Raw genomic sequence first — 18,786 nt, 5'->3', positions numbered from 1 at the left:
TCATTAAATAACAGAGTTAACCTATCCTTCTGATATTTAATATTTTATTTCAGCTTATCAAATGTTAAATTAACCTTATTATCCTAATGGAATAGCAAACACTATGCGTTTAATATGCTTATTGTTCTTAATTGCCAGCCTCAGTGGTTGTTACCAAAATAAAGCGCTGACACAAAATACGCTTATCTATTGTACTGATAGTCAGCCAGCGTCATTTAACCCTCAAATAAGTGACGATATCGCCAGCTTAGATGCAACAACACATCAAATCTTTAGCCGATTGGTCAAGATTGACTCTAAAACCAATGAATTTGTACCTGATCTAGCAAAAAGCTGGGAACGTAGTGATGATAAACTCCGATACCGCTTTACATTACGTAACAATATTAGTTTTCATAATACAGATTACTTTAAACCAACAAGGTTCTTAAATGCTGACGATGTATTGTTCAGCTTTAATCGTATGCGAGATGTAATGCATCCTTATCACACTGTTAATAATCAAGCCGTTAATTATTTTTATAACCACCCTTTTACTGATTTGTTATCAGCAATAAACAAAATTGATGAACATACTGTTGAATTTGTTTTATCAAAACCAGATGTAACTTTGCTAGCTAATTTAGCTGCACACTACGCAGTTATTCACTCTAAAGAATACGGTAAACAATTATTAAAAGAAGGACACCCAGAAAAAATAGACTTTCAGCCTATTGGTACTGGACCATTTAAATTTAAGAGTTTTGATAATAACGGTACTATCCGCTATACAAAAAATGCATTGTATTGGCAATCAATGACCAATATTGAAAACTTAATTTTCTTTACTAACCCTAGTGCAACAAAACGTTATACCAAATTATTATCCGGTGAATGTGATGCAATTTCATACCCTGCAGCCAGCCAGTTGGAAACTATCAGTCAAAATAAAAAAATCACTTTAAATAGTAAATCCACCGCTAATATTTCACTGTGGGCATTTAATACTAAACAAGATAAATTAAAAGATGCGCAAGTTAGACAAGCTTTAGCTCAAGCGGTAGATACCGAAACGATTTTAAATGCGGTTTATTTCCAAAGCGCAATTCAAACAGAAACATTGTTAAGTAAACAATCATGGGCGTTAAAGCCTCGTTTTGATAATGATCTGTATAACCCGGAACAAGCAGAGCAAACCTTACAAAGGTTAGATTTTGACTTTACACAAACATTGCGTATTTTATTACCAAACGGGGCAGATGTATTTAACCCTAACTTCCATAAAACAGCTGAATTAATTCAAGCTAATTTATCTGCTATTGGCGTTAAAAGTAGCATCAATAATTTAAGTGAAACAGCAATAAAAAATAAATTACACAGTGGCGATTATGATACCTACTTAACTGGTATAAATGTCCATATTAACGATCCTGATAGTATTTTCAGACCTTTATTAAGTTGTAACTCTACTCCAGAAACAGGTAATAGTAGTAATTGGTGTTCTATTAATACGCAGGTATTATTAGATCAATCATTAACTGAATCTAACTTTGCACAACGAATAAAGAATTATTACCACATTCAAGATGAAGTTTTTAAGGAACGCCCATACCTGCCTATTGCACACGTTTTAAGATTAGATGCTATTTCAAAATCGATTTTGAATGTAGAAGTGAATCCATTAACCGGTATTAATTTTCAAAATGCCATTAAACAAGATTTGAATTAATATGCTGTCATTTTTAATAAGACGTTTAAACCTACTATTAATCACTGCGTTTATTTTAACTATTATCGCTTTCATGATTGATCGCACGGTAACTATTAATCATACGACTGAAAAATTAGCCCAAGGAAATTTTGTTTTACAATATTTTTCATATTTATGGCAGATTTTGAGTGGTAATTTCGGTTATTCCACTATTGATCAACAAGGTTTATTGAAACGCGGGCTTATCTTTTTTGCTTCAACATTAGAGCTATGTTTTGTTGCTTTATTATTCTCAAGTCTAATGGCGATTCCACTTGGATTACTTGCGGGATTATTCAGAAATACAAAGCTTGACTACATAATCATGACTATTGCGATCATTGGACTTGCATTACCCGTCTTCTGGGTCGGCGTTATGGCAGTATTACTACCAAGTATAGGGGGTGATATTTTACCAGTCGATGGTAATTTAAGCTTAGTTTATGATATCCCAGTGGTCTCTGGTTTTTTATTAATTGATACTTTATTAGTAACTGAACAATACGGTTTTTTTGCATTTATTGATCGCGTGGCTCATTTAATCTTACCGGCTTTGGTTTTATCTTTTTTCTTAGTGGCTGAAATAGTCCGCTTGACTCGTCACTCGATGACCATGGTGATGCGCAGTAACTATATACAAACCGCTTACGCTAAAGGCTTTTCAAGAACTAAAATCGTTTTTACTCATGCAATCAAAAATGCATTACCACCAATTATTCCTCAATTACGTTTACAATTAAGTACCATTATTTCCTTTGCAATGACCATTGAAATTGTATTTAACCTAAATGGTATTGGGAAGTGGCTTTTTACTTCCTTAAAATCAGGGGATTATTTAGTGCTTCCTGCTGGCATGCTTATTATCACAGGCTTTATTTTAATGTTCAGTATTGCCACAGAGGTCTTTATGGTTATCATTAGTCCACTAAGAAGAGGTTCGTTATATGTTGATAAATAACGGGTTCAATGAAGATAAAATTCAATCTCCATTACGTTACATTTGGGCTATTTTTAAAGGTAAAAGTATTGCTGTTGTTGCAATGTGGCTGATGATTATATTAATCATGACTTCTATTTTCTCTCCTTGGTTTATGCCTCACTCCCCCTTAGCACAAGATCCTGAAAGTATGCTTCTGCCTCCCTATTGGGCCGAAGGTGGCAATATAAATCATGTACTTGGAACTGATGATTTAGGAAGAGACACTCTATCTCGTTTATTTCATGGATTACAATTCACTTTGGGTGGTGCATTAACCATCACCTTTTTTGTTGCATTTTTAGGAATGGTCGTCGGAGCAGGCGCAGCGTTAACTAAAGGTGTTAAAGCCAGTGTTTTACACCATTTATTAGATGCACTGTTAGCGATTCCCTCTTTGCTTTCCGCATTCATCTTAATCACGATTTTTGGACCTAGTTATTCGAATTGTTTAATTGCTATTGGACTATCACTATTACCTCAATTTATACGAGCCAGTTATATCGTTATTGAGCAAGAATTAAGTAAACAATATATTGTCGCCTTGCAATTAGATGGAGCAACAAAAACACGACTCTTTCGTTATGGTATTTTACCGAACATTTTAGAGCCAACCATTACTATTCTTAACCGTTTATTTACAATGTCTATTATTGAAATTGCGACATTAGGTTTTTTAGGGTTTGGTGCACAATTACCACAAACAGAATTAGGCTCATTAATTGCCAATAGCATGGAACTTATCTACCTATCTCCTTGGTTAGTCACCTTCCCTGGTTTAGCTATTTTCCTCGTGATCATTATTGTAAATGTTTTTGCAGAAGGTCTTCGCCATGCTGTTATTGAAGGAGAAGAGTAATGGCTTTATTAGATATCAGAAACTTAAGCATTGATATAGATACAGCACAGGGCAAAATTCGCGTTATTGATAAAGCATCATTAAATATTGTCGATGGCTCTATACATGGTTTAATTGGTGAATCAGGTTCTGGAAAAACACTGATCGCTAAAGCCATACTAGGTTTACATAACAGCAACTGGACCGTTACCGCTGATCGCATGTTTTTAGGTAAAACAGACCTATCAAAGCTATCACAAAAAGAACGACGTCAGATCCTCGGTACCGAAATATCAATGATTTTTCAGGAACCTAGCTCATACTTAGACCCTAGCCAAAAAATACATACTCAAATAGAATCAGTCTTACCAAAAAAAACAATGCAACAACGCTTTAGACGTATTTTAAGTAAAATAAAACGTGTTCATATATCGTCAAGACGTTTACAAATTAAAGAATTACTGCATAAAGTGGGTATTCAAAATGATGTGGCGGTTTTAAATTGTTATCCACATCAATTATCTGAAGGCGTATGTCAAAAGGTAATGATTGCAATGGCGATTGCAAATAACCCTCGATTAATTATTGCAGATGAGCCAACAACGTCGATGGAAGCAGTCACGCAGTCACAAATATTTCGTTTACTGTATAAACTAAATCAGCTTAACAATACAACGTTGTTAATTTTGAGTAATAACTTTGCTAATACAAGTGGTATATCTGATTACATGACGTTAGTTTATTGTGGGCAAACAGTTGAGTCTGGTTCATATAAGCAGATTATGGGTTCAGCGATGCACCCTTATACTCAAGCGATGCTCAAAACAATGATAAATAATGAAGAAATTCATGAACATAAAGCTCAACTTTACACATTACCGGGCAACATTCCTTCTTCAAATCAATTACCTATAGGCTGTCGATTAGGCCCGAGGTGCCCTAGAGCACAACGTATTTGTGTTAAAAACCCTACTTTAACGATCAAAAAAGGTCATAGTTTTCGCTGTCATTACCCAATTAAACTGAGCTAATTATGCCGTCATTATTAAAAGTCACTAATCTTTGTAAAAGTTTTAAGCAACCTTCAGGTTTATTCACTACACGTGAAAAAGTAGCCTATGGTCCAGTTAGTTTTACAATAGAAGCAGGAGAAACATTAGCCATAGTAGGAGAAAGTGGTTCAGGGAAAAGTGCGTTAGTTAGGACCATTGCAGGTGTTTTGAAAGCCACTTCTGGTGAGATTTTTATAAAAGGTCAACCACTAGAGTCACTGAGTTCTCAACAACGTTGTTTATCTCTTCGCATGATTTTCCAAGACCCAAGCAGTTCATTGAATCCTAAAATGACCGTGGGAAAAATCTTAAACGCTCCATTAGAGCTAAATACCAACAAGAATGCAAAAGAACGCTCTCAAAAAATTATTGAAACGCTTAAATTGGTTGGTTTATTACCCGATTACTTAGCCTTCTTTCCTAATATGTTATCAAGCGTACAAAAACATCAAGTAGCGATTGCACGTGCGATGATATTAGATCCTGATATCATCCTAGCGGATGAAATTTTAACAACCTTAGATATATCGCTAAGATTTAAAATCGTTAATTTATTACTTAAAATTCAGAAAATTAAGGGTACAAGCTATATTTTTGTAGCTCATAACATGCATTTAGTAAAACATATGAGTGATCAGATAATGGTATTACATCAAGGTAAAATTATAGAAAAAGGTTCAACTGAAACTATTTGTGAGCATCCTCAGCAAGAACAAACAAAATATTTACTATTAACGCATCAACCGGATTACAGAAAGTAACTTATAGTTGACAAAATAATCATAAAAAATGATACTTTACTTATTATTATGGTTACACTTATCAATCTTTACTTTGATTAACCTGTTTGTTATTAATTGGAATAAAATAAAAATTTTATTTGTAACCAATTGTAAATTTTAAGAAAAATAAAACTTAACTAATACTGATAAAGTTAAGTAAGTTAATATAAACTAAGTTAATTGATAAAAACTAAAACACAAAATAGTTAATCAACTACTTTAGGATCTAATCACACCAAGAGGCACCCTACTTGAATAATTTCAAACACAGCCTTTGGGCCTCTAGTCTATTTTTCATTATTATTGCACTTGCATTAATTGTAGGTATTAAAGCAATGTTTAATCCTAGTTTATTAGAGCAGCAGAAATTATTAAGTGAAAATGAACAATTAACTTCTTTAGCGAATATCACCTCTTTAAATCAGCTTACTGAAGCAGTCGATATTCGTAAATTTAATCATATCAAAATAAATAATGAACAACTTACATCTCCATTAACATTTAGTAATGAGTCAGATATTGACTTGTTACTCCAGAATTTATTACCAATAGAAGATTCACTAGCAGTATCTGAAAGTACCAACCAAGTTATTGAATATTCGGCAGCTAACACTAACCTGTACCAATTATATGAATACACAATGTTATCTATACTTGGTGGATTATTACTAACCTTTTTATTCTGTAATATTATTTATTTTAAATTACTGAAATACATTGAACTTACTATTGTTGGTGAGATTATCAATAATAAAGCTAAAAAATCACCTTTTACAACAGTATCAAAACACTTAGAAGATAAAAAGCATCTATCTGAAATACAGCTCAAAATAAAAGATGAAAAAATCACTAAATTAACCAACCAAGCCAACAAAGATAATTTGACGGGGTTGAGTAACCGACATGCATTCCGTAAAGAATTAACACAATTTTTATCCGATGAGTATGAGCAACAACACGCAATTCTGTCTATTATAAGAATATTTGAGTTATCCGCGGTTAATGTTAGCCGAGGTTCACAACAAGGTGATCAATATATACTCAGTATCGCCAATATCATTCGCGAAGTAGCGAGCAAATTTAAAAATATAAATGTATTTAGAATCAGCGGTTCAGATTTTGCCATTATAGCGCACGATATGAGCATTACTAATGCACAAAAATTGAGTAATGAACTAAAGGTAAAATTCGATCAATACCAATCTATCAATGATTTAGAAAGTGTTGCTTTTAATGGTGTGACATCGATTTCATCTAACCAATTACCTGAACATGTATTAGCTCGTACAGATATAGCGTTAGCTAAAGCACAAATTAGTGGTTCGAATGCATGGGCATTTGAAGACAGTAAAAATAACAATCAAGAATTTGAAGTAGGCGAGAAGTATTGGCGCACTGTGATTATGGACATCATGGAAAAACGTTCATTTTCTTTTTTACAGCAGCCCGTTCAAGCGGTGCACCGCAACATGAAAGGTTACCAAGAAATATTTACTCGATTCATTGGAGAAAATGATAACACTATTCCAACGAGTACTATTTTTTCAATGGCGCAAAGAACAGATACTATTATCAAACTTGAAAAGTTAATTCTTGAAAAAGTCATTTCTAATTACAGACGTAAAGCCAAACCAAATACACGTTGGGGAATCAATTTAAGTTCCACTGCGATACAAAATAGTAGTTTCGTTATTTGGTTAGAACGTTTGTTATTAAGAGAACCAGATATTGCATGTTCATTATTTTTCGAAATACAAGAAAAGTTACTAGACAGCAATTTAGCTTCTAGTAAACGCTTTTTTGATATGCTGAAAAGAGTCGGTAGTCACTCTATTATTTGTAATTTTGGCAAAGGTATCGGTTCATTTAGTTTATTTAAAGAATTAAAACCAGATTATATAAAAATCGATGCAAGCTTAATTGCAGACCTTGAACATGATAGTTCAAACCAACAATTTATACGTATGATCATTGACGTTGCACAGCGAATGGAGTGTCAAGTCATCGCAGAAGGAATAGAAAGCCCTGAACAGAGACAAATACTAGAAGGGATGTACATTGACGGCGTACAAGGGTTTTTAATAGCACGTCCGACAGAGTTATAAATTCATTTATACTCATTGAATGAAGGTTTTTGATTGATTTTATAAAACAAATCATAGAACACAATACTAATTACATTGCATAGATAAATTATTTTCAACAATAAAATAGATGTGCTATTTATGCTGATTGGCATTAGTCAGCTCTTTACATCCACTCCCCACTTTTTATACAATGCGCCTTGTTTTTACTCTCTCTAAACAAGGCCTACCATGACGCAACAACTTTCAGAAAAAGAACAATTCGATCTCAAAAAATTAAATAAAGTGTTGCGCAGACAAACCGGTCAAGCTATCGCAGATTATAATATGATCGAAGATGGCGATAAAATTATGGTTTGTTTATCCGGAGGGAAAGATAGTTACACTTTATTGGAGATATTGGGTCAATTAAAGAAAGTAGCGCCGATCAATTTTGATATTATTGCCGTTAATCTAGACCAAAAACAACCAGGTTTTCCTGAACATATCTTACCCGAATACCTTGATCAACTTGGTGTCGATTATAAAATAGTTGAGCAAGACACTTACAGTATTGTGAAAGAAAAACTAGAGCCAGGTAAAACAACATGTAGCCTTTGTTCTCGTTTACGTAGAGGTATTTTGTATAAAACAGCCAAAGAACTAGGCGCAACAAAAATTGCACTAGGCCATCACCGCGATGATATGTTGGCGACTATGATGCTGAACCTATTCTTTGCAGGAAAAATGAAATCAATGCCAGCAAAGTTGGTATCAGATAATGGCGAACATGTCGTTATCCGACCTCTTGCATACTGCAAAGAAAAAGATATTGAAGTCTTTGCCAAATTACAACAATTCCCTATCATTCCATGCAATCTATGTGGCTCTCAACCTAATTTGCAACGTCAATTAACCAAAGACATGTTAAATGAATGGGATGTTAAATATCCTGGTCGTTTAGAAACCATGTTTACTGCAATACAAAATGTCGTTCCTTCTCATCTAGCAGATACTAGTTTATTTGATTTTAAATCTATCTCTAAAGACTCCGGCATCATTGACGGTGGTGATATTGCATTTGATAAAGAATCTTTTGCTCAATCATCGACAGTTGATGAAGATTTAAACAATGATTTTTACAAACAACAGCTAGCAGTGCAATTTACTGAAGTAAATTAATAGATAATTGATTGAACACAATAAATATAAGACTTTCAGTCAACGCTTGCTTGTATTTAGAGTAGATAACAGATAATTTACTCGGATAGATCAAGTAATGGTAAGTGAAGTCATTTATAATTACCAAAATATCAGAAAAGCATTCAATTTTAATAAAATAATGGAGTCAAACATGAGAACACCTCTTGTAATGGGTAACTGGAAACTAAACGGTACAAAAGAATCAGTTTCTACGCTAATTAAAGGCATTGAAAGTGCTGCAGACGCTGCTACTAACGTTGAAGTAGCTGTGTGTCCGCCAGCTATTTTCATTGAGCAAGTTGCGAACCTAACTACAAACAGCAGCATTGAATTTGGTGCGCAAGATGTAAGCACGAATGTTGCAGGCGCATTTACAGGTGAGACTTCACCAGTAATGGTTAAAGAGTTTGGCGCTAAATACAGCTTAGTAGGTCACTCTGAGCGTCGTCAATACCATAACGAAACAGATACTGTTGTTGCAGCTAAATTCGTAGCAATTCAAGAAAATGGTTTAGTACCTGTTTTATGTATTGGTGAAACACTAGAAGAACGTGAAACTGATAAAACATTTGCTGTTGTAGAAACTCAACTTAAAGCAGTTGTTGACCTAGCTGGTATTGATGCTCTTGAAAATTCAGTGATTGCTTATGAACCAGTTTGGGCAATCGGTACTGGTAAAGTTGCAACATCTGAGCAAGCACAAGAAGTTCATGCACATATCCGTAATTGGCTAAAAGCACAAAGTGAAGTAGTTGCAGAAAAAGTGCAAATTCTTTACGGCGGCAGCGTTAAAGCTAACAGTGCAAAAGAGCTATTTGCTCAAGCAGACATCGACGGTGGTTTAGTGGGCGGTGCAGCACTTATCATTGAAGAATTCGTAGGTATCATTGAAGGCGCTAAATAAGCTCTTTTATAAAATACCCGTAATAAAAGGCACTTTATGTGCCTTTTTTGTTTTAACTCTTCCAGTCACTCTCCTATTATAAGCATTAGCGTCATCCTAACTCTTTCTAAAACAAGCAATATCACAACCATCCGATAAAAATCACAACTATTTTAGTATCTAAAACAAAAACACTGCACAAGCTAAAATCTGATGTTATGATGTTGTTAATTATAATTCATCAACTGGAGTACATTATGAATTCTTCAATTAACACTAACGCCCAAGGTGTTGGCGTTTCAATTAACAAAGTATTAAAAAATACGTATATGTTATTAGGCATGACACTTGCGTTTAGTGCTGTTACAGCAACTATTGCGACAATGGTTGGTATTGGCCCAATAGCATCATTAGTTTTAATGCTAGTTGGTTTTGGCCTTTTGTTTGTTGTTTCAAAAACGGCAGATTCTAGTAAAGGGTTATTCTGGGTATTCATGTTTACAGGAGTGATGGGAGCATCGCTTGGTAATATGTTGAACCACTACTTAACTATGGCAAACGGTCCTGCGTTAATCATGCAAGCGTTAGGCACAACTGCGATTATCTTCTTTGCTTTATCTGCATATGTATTAACTACACGTAAAGACTTCTCATTCATGAGCGGCTTTTTAATGGCAGGTATGATTGCTGTGATTGTTGCAATCATCGCCAACATCTTCTTACAAATTCCAATGCTACAATTAGTCATCAGCAGCGTTGTTGTTATGATCATGTCTGGTCTAATTTTAGTTGATACAAGCCGTATTATTAACGGTGGCGAAACAAACTACATTCGTGCAACAGTTTCTTTATACCTAAATATCTTCAACATCTTCGTACACTTACTAAGTATTCTTGGTATTTTAGATGATTAATCATTAGTTTTATAAAAAACTGATAACAAATAGCGTACTGTAAAGTGCGCTTTTTTTTGCCTATATTTTGCTGTTCATTTATTAATACCAGTTTTATTAGAAACTGACCTCCCAACCTAATGAGCAATTAGGGGAATGAAATAACTATTACGAGACACTCATCAATGAAAAAATTACTTTGTATATCCCTGATGCTATTGCTCGCTGCTTGTAGTGATTCTGAGCGACTTAGCCCTCTTGATAATCAACAACCTATATTAGCCTTTGGAGATAGCTTAACCTATGGATACGGAGCACCTAAAGCACTAAGTTATCCAGAACAACTTAGTCAACTCTTAAACATGGAAGTAATCAATGCCGGGATCAGTGGCGAGAAAAGTAAACAAGGATTGCAACGATTAGGCGCTTTGTTAGATAAGTATCAACCACAACTATTACTTTTATGCCATGGCGGTAATGATGTACTCAAAAAGCAAAGTTTAGATAAAATGAAAGCCAATTTAGGACAAATGATTGAAATGGCACAAAATAGGGATATACAAGTAGTGCTTATTTCGGTACCAGAAGCCTCTCTATTCTTACCTAATATCAAACAATACCAAGAACTTGCAGAACAATATAACATTCCATTAGAAAATAATATTATTAAAGAAGTATTAAAGAAACCTTCACTTCACAGTGATGCCGTTCACCCTAATGCACAGGGTTATCGATTAGTTGCAGAGGCTATTTACGAATTATTAGAAGATAACGGAGCGTTAAAATAGGCTCATAAATTCGTCAATATAAATGCGCATAATGCATAGAACATGAATATTCTATGCATTTCTAAAGCAATAGATTAATGGCTATAACCTAACTCTTTGGCCGGTTCAATATTACTTGCAGTCCAAGCAGGATAGATGGTTGCAACGACACTCATAACAAAAGCAACGCCTGTAATAATCAGTACTTGTTGATAGTCTAGTTGTGATGGTAGGTAATCAATAAAATAGATATCACCAGACAGTAGTTTACGACCTAATAATTCTTCAAAAACACTAAAAATACTGCTTAAGTTCATGGCTAAATACACACCAAGTAAAGCACCAAAGATACATCCGACTAAACCATTAAAGGCACCTTGAACAATAAAGATCGCGCGTAAAGACCATTTATCAGCGCCCATTGTTTTTAGGATAGCAATATCTCCACGCTTTTCGTTAACCGCCATCACTAAGGTCGAGACAATATTAAAACAAGCAACTGCAACTACCAATAATAAAATTACGTACATCAGTGATTTTACCATTTGAATATCTTGATATAAGTAACCTTGGCTGGTGATCCAACTCTTTATATACATATAAACAGGGATACTATAGGCCACTTCTCTAGACAATACCTGAGCTTGCAATACATCATTCACCTTAAACGCAATGCCTGTAGCGTGATTAAGGTTAAGCATTTTTTTGGCTTTATTAATGTGGATAAAACCTAATGTACTGTCGACTTGTCCACCCATTTTAAAAGTGCCAGTCAATGTAAACATAAATTTACGTGGCGCTCTTAATTTATCGCTACCGGTTTGTGGCAACAATAAAGTAACATGCTCACCAACAGCTAAGCCAAGCTGTTTAGCAACAGGCTCTCCTAAAATAATGCTACTGTCTGTTGTTGACAATAACTCCCACCCACCCTGTTTAATATACTTTTCAATCGCTGTTACTTGGGTTTCTGTTTCAGGAGTGATCGCCCTCATTTGTAAGGCTTTCATTTTAATATTGTTTTGTAATAATGCATTCATCACAATATAAGGGCTTGCACCTGTCACACCGGGATGTGATCTTACTTGAGCAAGAATATTGGTTTCATCCTCAAAATCACCTTTCACCACTTCTAATTCAGCATGAGGAATAACAGATAACAATTTATCCCTTAATGCATTCTCAAAACCGTTCATGGTCGAAAGCCCAACAATTAAAACAGCAACACCTAATACAATACCGAAAATAGAGGCTATTGAAATAAAGGAAACAAATTTATTCTTATGCTTGGCTTTGCTATAACGTAAACCAACAAATAACGATAAAGGCCTAAACATTATTGCGTATCCTTTAAAATGCCATTACTCATATATAACTGTCTATCTAATTTATTCGCTAACTGTTGATCATGTGTGACAACAATAAACGCAGTACCAAATTCAGTATTTAACTCTTTTAATAATTGATAAACAGACTCAGCACTTTTAGCATCTAAATTACCAGTGGGCTCATCTGCAAGCACCAATGACGGTTTATTAATTAATGCACGAGCAATAGCAACACGCTGCCTTTCTCCCCCTGACAACTCAGAAGGTCTATGCTCAATCCGTTCACTTAGCCCTACTCTTTCTAATAATTCAGTGGCCTTTTTTTGTGCGGATTTTATTGATTCGCCCGCAATCAATAACGGCATAGCTACATTTTCTAATGCACTAAACTCCGATAATAAGTGATGAAATTGGTATACAAAACCGAGCTCTTGGTTACGCCATTTAGACTGCAACTTTGAAGACAACTGATGTATATTTTTACCATTAAAAAGAATATTACCTGTTGTAGGTGCATCAAGCGCACCTAATAAGTGTAAAAGTGTACTTTTACCTGAGCCAGATGTCCCTACTATCGCGAGTAGTTCACCTTTATCAACAGATAAGTTCACTCCCTGTAGTACCGGTGTCGCTAAACGCCCTTCTTGATAAACTTTACTTAAATCATCACATACTATTATTGAATTATTCATATCTTAATGCCTCTACTGGGCTCACTTTACCTGCACGATAAGCAGGATATAAAGTAGCTAATAAACTTAAAAACATAGCACCAAACATGATTGAAACTATTTGTATTGGTTCATGTACAACGGGTAATATGCGTGCGCCTCCTGAGGCATTTGCTAATAAATGTAAACCTAAAAATGTCATAACTTCATTAATATAAGTACTTAATAACAAACCTAAACCTGTTCCTATTAAAGCCCCAATAATACCGCTGAAAGCACCTTGAATAATAAAAATGAAATTAATGGTAGAAGCTTGAATGCCTAAGGTTTTTAAAATCGCGACTTCTGCACTTTTATCTGTCACCACCATAACTGACGAAGATAATATGTTAAAAGCTGCCACAGCGATGATTAAACATAACAATAACCAAATCATGTTTTTTTCCATTTTTACCGCAGCAAAAAGTTCACCATGAGTGCTACGCCAATCTATAATCATTTCGTTATCATTAAGTGCAGGAGGCTGCCAAGACTCAACGGCAAAAGGATCGTTAAAATAAAAACGTAAATCTGTCACTTGATTAGTGTTGATTCGGATTAATCGAGCAGCATCTTCAGCATGCATTAACACTAGATATTGGTCGACATCTGAACCAACGTTAAAGAAACCTGCAATAGTGAAGTTACGTTGGCTAGGAACTTGGCCAAGTGGTGTATAACGAACACCTCGCGTTGAAGTCACTCTAACTTTATCTCCTAAACGAACACCTAATTTATTTGCTAATTGATCACCAATAATGATGTTGTATTCACTGGCTTTTAAGTCATCAATACTACCGATAATGATATTATCTTGTACTGTTTTACTTCCGTATTTTTCTGGATAAATACCTTCTATTTTGACACCTTGCAATCCTGTTTTACTTTGTAAAATCGCTTCAGCATTAATCATAGGCTCAATACTTACAACTGATGACTCAGAAGGTATCAAATCAATACGTTGTTGCCAGTTATCAATCGTTTGAGATTGATTAGTTAGTTTAGCGTGGGGAATAGCACCAAGAATTCGTTGCTTTAGTTCACCTTCAAAACCATTCATCACCGACAAAACAGTAATTAAGGCTAAAACACCTAAAATAATGCCGCCAGTAGAAAATAAAGAAACAAACGAGACAAATTGATTATTACGTTTAGATTTTGTATATCGCAAACCGATAAATACACTTAAAGGATAAAACATAGTTACCTTTTATTTTTAGTTGTCTTAATAAAGCAAGATTGTTATTAAAATAGCGTTATCCGCCAACAATCAACATTAATAGCGCTAAATCTAGACTTAACTTATTGATTACATTTTAATGCAGGCCATTCTAATGTATCTTTATTCGCTAAGACAGACAAAACGCCTACAATAAGGTGTTTCTGTATCATTCAATAACAGCTTGGTTTGTAGATATGAACAATAATGAATATTTTTTAGTAAAGCATGTACTATCAATCAATTTAAAATCAATTGATAAAAGCGATTTACCACTTAATCAACTCGCTTTTGAAGAAGAGATCCCCGGGCCATTTAGAATGGCAAGTGATCTTGCAAAAGCCGATGCGAGCATTTTAGCGCCGTTAAAATTAAACAGCGATAATACACAAGCACTATGGAATTATCTACAAGCACAGAATCAAAAAATCAATACACTACTAAGTTATGTACTGACGCAACAAGATGATGAAAAATCTCGTCATCAAACGATTAAATTTAGTGCTGGTAGTATTATCATAAAAAATAGCAACACATTGAAAATAGATGATAATGTTCGTCTTAAAATATTTTTACCTGAAGAGTCATCAGCCATCTACTGTTATGCTAGCGTGTCTGACATTAATGATACAGAGTGTACTTTTACATACAGCTTTATACGCGAACAAGATCGAGAGCTATTGATTAGAGCAAGTCTACATGTACAATCACAACAGCTAAAAAACAGAGCTAAACAGCGTGAATTAAATACCTAAACTCATAACTATATTTAACTGTTCGCTCTGTATCGAATAGTTAAATAAACACATTCTATAATTAGCAAAAAAAAAGTGAAAATAAGTCAATAATATGAACAGCTTACTTAATATACCGCCTTTAAAATCTTCTAGTGACACGCAACAACTTGCTAATTTAGTTGGCAGTAGTCAAAGCTTTGTTATTAACCAATGCGCTGAAGCTAATCCTCAAAAGTCCCCTTTAGTAGTTGTGGTTAATGACACGCCTAGTGCTATTAAGTTGCACCAAGAGCTGCTTTATTTTGCTGAAGGTAAGTTTGAAGTAAAATTATTCCCTGATTGGGAAACTTTACCTTATGACCATTTTTCACCTCACCAAGATATTATTTCAACCCGTATAGAAACCTTGTATCAATTACCATCCATGACAAATGGTATATTGATAGTCCCAGTCACTACTTTACTATTAAGATTAGCGCCTCCAAGTTATTTAAAACAACATACGTTAGTGGTTAAAACAGGGCAAAAACTAGAACTACAAATATTACGTGAACAGCTTCAAGAAGCTGGTTATTACGCAGTAGACCAAGTACGTGAGCACGGAGAATTTTGTGCTAGAGGTTCATTGTTAGATATTTATCCGATGGCCAGTGATACGCCTTATCGTATTGACTTTTTTGATGATGAAGTTGATTCGATCCGTCCTTTTGATACTGAAACACAACGTTCATTACCAACGATAAAAGAAATTAAAATGTTACCTGCGCATGAATTTGCAACGGACAAACAGGCTATAGTGAATTTTAAAACAGCTTATAGTGAAAAATTTCCTTCGAAATTATCTACAAGTGCGGATTCTATTTACCAGCAAATTTCTCAATCAAACTTACCAGCTGGTATTGAATACTACTTACCGTTATTTTTTAATGACACTGCCACCTTATTTGACTATTTTCCTAAACAAACGCGCCTTTGTATTGTTGGTGATATTAATAGTGCAATTGATAACTTCTGGAAAACCATAGAACACCGCTTTGAAGAACGAGGAGTTGATTTATTACGCCCTCTATTGCAACCTATTGCCCTTTATTTACGACAAGAACAATGTTTTAAACGCTTAAATGAGTTTCCTAAGTATCAATTACAACAAGATTCTTTTGCAGCGCCTAAAGCAGGTAAAACGAATTTACCACTAACAACCCTACCAGATATAAAAATTCATCATAAAGATAAAAATCCACTGGCAAATGTTGCTGCGTTCATTGAAGGTTTTCCTGGTAAAGTCTTATTAAGTGTTGAGTCTGCTGGGCGTAAAGAAGCGTTATTAACCTTATTAAGTCCCCTTAAACTATCCATCAAGTCAGTTGCTAGCATTAGTGAATGCAATCAAAGTAAAAACAAAGTTTCTATTACCGTTAGTCGTGTTGAGAACAGCTTTTTAATCATCGACAGTCAATTTGCTTTTATTACTGAAACGGAATTACTTGGCAGTAAAATTACTCAACGTCGACGTCAAAATAAAGAGAACCAAAGCGAAGAAAGTTCTGAACACATAGTACGTAACCTTGCTGAATTAAAAGTAGGTCAACCTGTTGTTCATATAGACCATGGTGTTGCACGTTATTTAGGGTTACAAACGATTGAAGTATCAGGCAGCATTAATGAATTTGTAACACTTGAATACCTACGTGGTGACAAGTTATATGTTCCAGTCACCTCCTTACACCTTATTGGACGCTATAGTGGCAGTGATGTTGAAACAGCACCTATTAGTAAATTGGGTAACGATACTTGGGCTAAAGCTAAAAAACGTGCTGCTGAAAAAGTACGTGATGTCGCCGCTGAGTTACTTGAGATTTACGCACAACGAGCGGCGAAAAAAGGTTTTAAATACCAATTTAATCAAGCTAATTACGCCGCCTTTAGTGATGACTTCCCTTTTGAAGAAACGCATGATCAGGCACTTTCTATTAATTCTGTGATTTCAGATATGTGCTCATCACAACCAATGGACAGACTTGTTTGTGGCGATGTAGGCTTTGGTAAAACAGAAGTTGCAATGCGTGCTGCATTTATGGCCACTGATAATGCACGACAAGTTGCTTTGCTCGTCCCAACAACGCTCCTTGCACAGCAACATTTTGAGAATTTTCGTGACCGATTTGCTAACTGGCCAGTTAAAATAGAAGTTTTATCTCGTTTTAAAACAGCAAAAGAACAGAAGCTTATTTTACAAGAAGCGGCTGAAGGTAAAATCGATATATTAATAGGCACACATAAACTATTAAGTGATGGCATTAAGTTTGCCGATTTAGGACTATTAATCATCGATGAAGAGCATCGTTTTGGTGTTCGCCAAAAAGAAAAAATCAAACGTCTTCGCGCCCAAATTGATATTCTAACATTGACTGCAACACCTATTCCACGAACATTAAATATGTCGATGAATGGTATGCGTGACTTATCCATTATTGCTTCTCCACCCGCTAAACGTTTAGCGGTAAAAACATTTGTTGAGCAAAGAACCGATCAAACTATTAGTGATGCTATCACGCGTGAAATTATGCGTGGTGGCCAAGTTTACTTTTTACATAATAATGTCGAAACCATTGCCAAAGCAGCTGCTGACTTACAAGTTTTATTACCGCAAGCTCGTATTTCAGTCGCTCATGGTCAAATGAATGAACAGCAACTCGAACGAGTCATGTCTGACTTCTACCATCAGCGTCAAAACGTTTTAGTATGTACCACCATTATTGAAACAGGTATTGATATTCCGACGGCTAATACCATTATTATTAATAGAGCAGATCACTTAGGTCTTGCTCAATTACATCAATTACGTGGTCGAGTTGGTCGTTCACATCATCAAGCTTATGCGTACTTATTAACCCCAACACCCAAATTAATGACCAAAGATGCTAAAAAACGATTACAAGCAATCGGCTCATTAAACACATTAGGAGCAGGATTCACTCTAGCAACGCACGATTTAGAAATTCGTGGTGCAGGTGAATTACTGGGTGATGAGCAATCAGGTCAAATAACCAGTATCGGCTTTAACCTTTACATGGACATGTTAAATCAAGCAGTTGATGCATTGCGTAATGGCCAAGAACCAAGTTTAGAGCACCTGTTAGCCACACAAGCAGAGGTTGAGTTACGCATACCGGCACTGATACCAGATGATTACATTCCAGATGTTAATATGCGCCTTTCTTTATATAAACGTATTGCGAATAGTAAAAATAATAATGAATTAAATGAGATTCAAGTTGAACTAATTGATAGATTTGGCTTATTGCCTGACGCGACTAAAAACTTAGTGGCGGTAACTGCTATTAAACAACGTTGTTCAAAATTGGGGATTGCACGAATTGAAGCACATGCACTAGGCGGTGCTGTTACCTTTACTGAACATTCAAAAGTAGATCCGATGTTTCTTGTTTCACTACTGCAAACTCAATCAAATACCTTTAAACTAGACGGCCCAAGTAAATTGAAATTCACTATGGCTCTGGAAAATAGCGCAGAACGCCTAAATTGGTTGAAACAATTACTTGATAGCTTTAAATTACACCTTATTAAATAAATCCAAGAAAGGAT

Annotated in this window: 15 protein-coding genes; 12 read left to right on the top strand and 3 right to left on the bottom strand. The window is 35.0% G+C overall.

The window, feature by feature from the left end; translation table 11 throughout:
• Positions 1-103 precede the first annotated feature (103 nt).
• From GQR59_RS07510 to GQR59_RS07465, 10 genes are all read left to right on the top strand, one after another.
• Positions 104-1,708, top strand: a complete 1,605-nt coding sequence (locus GQR59_RS07510; protein ID WP_160061367.1) for an ABC transporter substrate-binding protein — start codon at positions 104-106, stop codon at positions 1,706-1,708.
• Position 1,709: 1 nt separating this feature from the next.
• Positions 1,710-2,687, top strand: a complete 978-nt coding sequence (locus tag GQR59_RS07505; RefSeq protein ID WP_160061366.1) for an ABC transporter permease subunit — start codon at positions 1,710-1,712, stop codon at positions 2,685-2,687.
• Positions 2,674-3,564, top strand: a complete 891-nt coding sequence (locus GQR59_RS07500) for an ABC transporter permease subunit (RefSeq protein ID WP_160061365.1) — start codon at positions 2,674-2,676, stop codon at positions 3,562-3,564. The genes GQR59_RS07505 and GQR59_RS07500 overlap by 14 nt, the downstream gene beginning before the upstream one ends.
• Positions 3,564-4,574, top strand: coding sequence for an oligopeptide/dipeptide ABC transporter ATP-binding protein (locus tag GQR59_RS07495; RefSeq protein WP_160061364.1), 1,011 nt, complete (start codon positions 3,564-3,566; stop codon positions 4,572-4,574). The genes GQR59_RS07500 and GQR59_RS07495 overlap by 1 nt, the downstream gene beginning before the upstream one ends.
• On the top strand, positions 4,574-5,356 hold the full coding sequence (locus GQR59_RS07490; RefSeq protein WP_442966189.1) for an ATP-binding cassette domain-containing protein: 783 nt from the start codon (positions 4,574-4,576) through the stop codon (positions 5,354-5,356). The genes GQR59_RS07495 and GQR59_RS07490 overlap by 1 nt, the downstream gene beginning before the upstream one ends.
• A gap of 272 nt (positions 5,357-5,628) precedes the next feature.
• Positions 5,629-7,482, top strand: a complete 1,854-nt coding sequence (locus GQR59_RS07485; RefSeq protein ID WP_160061362.1) for an EAL domain-containing protein — start codon at positions 5,629-5,631, stop codon at positions 7,480-7,482.
• Positions 7,483-7,692: 210 nt separating this feature from the next.
• Positions 7,693-8,622, top strand: a complete 930-nt coding sequence (gene ttcA, locus GQR59_RS07480; RefSeq protein ID WP_160061361.1) for a tRNA 2-thiocytidine(32) synthetase TtcA — start codon at positions 7,693-7,695, stop codon at positions 8,620-8,622.
• A 172-nt stretch (positions 8,623-8,794) separates the two neighbouring features.
• The gene (gene tpiA / locus GQR59_RS07475) at positions 8,795-9,547 is read left to right on the top strand and encodes a triose-phosphate isomerase (RefSeq protein ID WP_160061360.1); all 753 of its coding nucleotides are present in this window, start codon (positions 8,795-8,797) and stop codon (positions 9,545-9,547) included.
• 236 nt (positions 9,548-9,783) lie between these two features.
• Complete coding sequence (locus GQR59_RS07470; RefSeq protein ID WP_160061359.1) at positions 9,784-10,440, top strand: Bax inhibitor-1/YccA family protein; 657 nt, start codon at positions 9,784-9,786, stop codon at positions 10,438-10,440.
• A gap of 164 nt (positions 10,441-10,604) precedes the next feature.
• Positions 10,605-11,207 carry an arylesterase gene (locus GQR59_RS07465; protein ID WP_160061358.1) on the top strand — a complete coding sequence of 201 codons (603 nt, stop codon included), beginning with the start codon at positions 10,605-10,607 and terminating at the stop codon, positions 11,205-11,207.
• 74 nt (positions 11,208-11,281) lie between these two features.
• Here GQR59_RS07465 and lolE read toward each other — a convergent pair whose 3' ends face one another.
• Genes lolE through GQR59_RS07450 form a run of 3 tightly spaced genes read right to left on the bottom strand, consistent with a single transcriptional unit; the run spans position 11,282 to position 14,425 of the window.
• Entirely contained in the window at positions 11,282-12,523 is a 1,242-nt protein-coding gene (lolE, locus tag GQR59_RS07460; protein ID WP_160061357.1) for a lipoprotein-releasing ABC transporter permease subunit LolE, read from the bottom strand.
• The gene (gene lolD / locus GQR59_RS07455) at positions 12,523-13,206 is read right to left on the bottom strand and encodes a lipoprotein-releasing ABC transporter ATP-binding protein LolD (protein ID WP_160061356.1); all 684 of its coding nucleotides are present in this window, start codon (positions 13,204-13,206) and stop codon (positions 12,523-12,525) included. The genes lolE and lolD overlap by 1 nt, the downstream gene beginning before the upstream one ends.
• Positions 13,199-14,425 carry a lipoprotein-releasing ABC transporter permease subunit gene (locus GQR59_RS07450; protein WP_160061355.1) on the bottom strand — a complete coding sequence of 409 codons (1,227 nt, stop codon included), beginning with the start codon at positions 14,423-14,425 and terminating at the stop codon, positions 13,199-13,201. Before GQR59_RS07450 ends, lolD begins: the two co-directional genes overlap by 8 nt.
• 215 nt (positions 14,426-14,640) lie before the next feature.
• Here GQR59_RS07450 and GQR59_RS07445 point away from each other — a divergent pair, with 215 nt between their 5' ends.
• Both GQR59_RS07445 and mfd read left to right on the top strand, forming a co-directional pair.
• Entirely contained in the window at positions 14,641-15,198 is a 558-nt protein-coding gene (locus GQR59_RS07445; protein ID WP_160061354.1) for a PilZ domain-containing protein, read from the top strand.
• Between the two features lie 94 nt (positions 15,199-15,292).
• Positions 15,293-18,772, top strand: coding sequence for a transcription-repair coupling factor (gene mfd / locus GQR59_RS07440; protein ID WP_160061353.1), 3,480 nt, complete (start codon positions 15,293-15,295; stop codon positions 18,770-18,772).
• Positions 18,773-18,786 lie beyond the last annotated feature (14 nt).

The sequence above is a fragment of the Psychromonas sp. L1A2 genome (assembly GCF_009828855.1).
In the GTDB taxonomy this organism is placed as follows: Bacteria; Pseudomonadota; Gammaproteobacteria; order Enterobacterales; family Psychromonadaceae; genus Psychromonas.
The sequence above is the reverse complement of the archived record's forward strand: the minus strand, read 5'-3'. Positions and strand labels throughout refer to the sequence as shown.